Origin of the sequence: Anaerophaga thermohalophila str. Valhall (assembly GCF_000250735.1) — a bacterium.
GTDB classification, from domain to species: domain Bacteria; phylum Bacteroidota; class Bacteroidia; order Bacteroidales; family Marinilabiliaceae; genus Anaerophaga; species Anaerophaga thermohalophila_A.
The window spans coordinates 1-2,173 of record NZ_AHZV01000230.1; the positions used below are offsets into that span (position 1 = coordinate 1).

The window sequence follows — 2,173 nt, forward strand, 5'->3', positions numbered from 1 at the left end:
ATATATTTTTGTTGGGTCACTGTGGCATGCTCGTTTCGTAAGATATTGATAAACCGTATGTTAGCAAACAAACATTGAAGAGTATAAACAATTGGTTTGCAGTGCATTGTAAAAGTTTAACGGAGTATTGTTTATAGAAATGCCCAAAATAATTCCCGTTTATCTTTTCGTTGCAAAACAGTTTTATATTCTGCAATTTTGCATAAACATATTAAAAACAATAGAGCAATGACTTTAATTAAATCAATATCAGGCATTCGCGGAACCATTGGAGGAAGACCCGGTGAAGGGTTGAGCCCGATTGATGTTGTTCGTTTTACCTCGGCATACGGTACCTGGTTAAAGGATCAGTCCAACAAAAGCAGATACCGGGTCGTTCTTGGCCGTGACGCCCGTATATCAGGGCCTATGGTGAGAAGACTGGTTGCCGGAACCTTGCAGGGAATGGGAATCGATGTTGTTGATTTGGGTCTGGCTACTACCCCCACTACAGAACTGGCTGTAATAAAAGAAAACGCCGACGGAGGCATAATCCTGACTGCCAGCCATAATCCCAAACAATGGAATGCACTTAAATTATTGAATTCCAGTGGCGAGTTTTTATCTGCATCCGATGGTGAGAAAATACTCAGTATTGCTGATTCGGAAGCTTTCCGGTATGCTTTGGTAGATGAATTGGGCAAACTGGAGAATAAAGATTATACGGATATTCATATACAAGATGTTTTGAAACTGGAGTTGGTTGATGTTGAGGCCATTCGCTCTGCGGGTTTTAAAGTGGTAATTGATTGTGTCAATTCAGTTGGCGGGATTGCTTTGCCTCCACTTTTGAAAGCGCTGGGTGTTGATGATGTTGTGGAATTAAATTGCGAACCCAATGGGGAGTTCCCTCATAATCCGGAACCATTACCCGAACATTTGACTGAGATATCCGGAGCTATGAAAACTGAAAATGCTGATGTGGGATTTGTGGTAGACCCCGACGTAGACCGGCTTGCAATAATTAACGAAGACGGAACTATGTTTGGTGAAGAATATACTCTGGTTGCCGTATCAGACTATGTTTTGTCGCACAACCCCGGAAATACCGTCTCAAACCTCAGTTCTACCAGGGCCTTGAAAGATGTCACCGAAAGAAGGGGTGGCACTTATTCGGCATCAGCTGTGGGTGAGGTAAATGTCGTTTCTAAAATGAAGCAGACTAATGCGGTTATAGGCGGGGAAGGCAATGGAGGAGTAATTTATCCTGCAAGCCATTACGGTCGTGATGCATTGGTAGGAATTGCTCTGTTTCTGACTCTTCTGGCCAAAAAGGGGAAGAAACCGTCGGAACTGAGGAAGGAATATCCCGCTTATTTTATGACAAAGAATAAGTTGGAACTCCCTAAAGAGATAAATGTGGATGAGTTATTGCAAAAAGTAAAAGATTACTATAGCGATGAAAAGGTAAACGATGAAGACGGGGTGAAGATTGATTTTCCGGAAGCATGGGTACATCTGAGAAAATCGAATACCGAACCCATCGTACGTGTCTATTCGGAAGCCGGTTCTCCGGAAGAGGCAAAAGAACTTGCACAGTCTATGATGAATGTTATGAAGTCGTTCATTTAAGTAATAATATTCCATACAATAGTCAGTTAAAAAAAGCATAAACGCAGAGACGCAATGACGCAAAGTTTTTATTATGAGAGAGTTGTATTTTGCGCCATTGATCATGCAAAAAATTAATTATCAGACATCTGTAAAAGTTTGACGGAGTGTTGTCATAAGTCTTTTACAATATTCTGTTAAGCTCTTGTAATACATTGCAAGTCAATTGTTTATGACAATAGGGGCATGCTTGTTAAAATACAGTATATCAAGGTTATACAAAACGAGCTTGGCAAGGCTTGCGAAGTCCGAAAAAACGGAGTTTACTCATCGTAAATGAGTAATTTTCGGACGAGCGTAACACAGTAAATGGCCCTTTATGAGAAGACACTAATTAATCGTTTATATAATCAAGTGAATAAACCATAATTCTCTCATAATAAATGTATTGGGTTATTGTGTCCCAGTGTTTAGGCTTTCTTTAACAGACCATTATTACAAATACCTCAAAGTAATTGTTATTTTTAAATGAGTTTTGTGTTAAAGTTCATACTTACAGGGCTATCGGATTTATCTTAACCTG

The 2,173-nt window shown here is 39.9% G+C and carries 1 protein-coding gene; it reads left to right on the forward strand.

Features of this window, described 5'->3' with window-relative positions:
* The first annotated feature begins 228 nt into the window (after positions 1-228).
* Positions 229-1,611: a phosphoglucosamine mutase gene (gene glmM, locus OQ5_RS0112345; RefSeq protein WP_016777786.1), complete on the forward strand. Its 1,383-nt coding sequence runs from the start codon at positions 229-231 to the stop codon at positions 1,609-1,611.
* Positions 1,612-2,173: the final 562 nt, after the last annotated feature.

Coding starts and splice junctions, on each gene's coding strand:
- glmM (WP_016777786.1), top strand. CDS start 229: ATGACTTTAATTAAATCAATATCAGGCATTCGCGGAACCATTGGAGGA.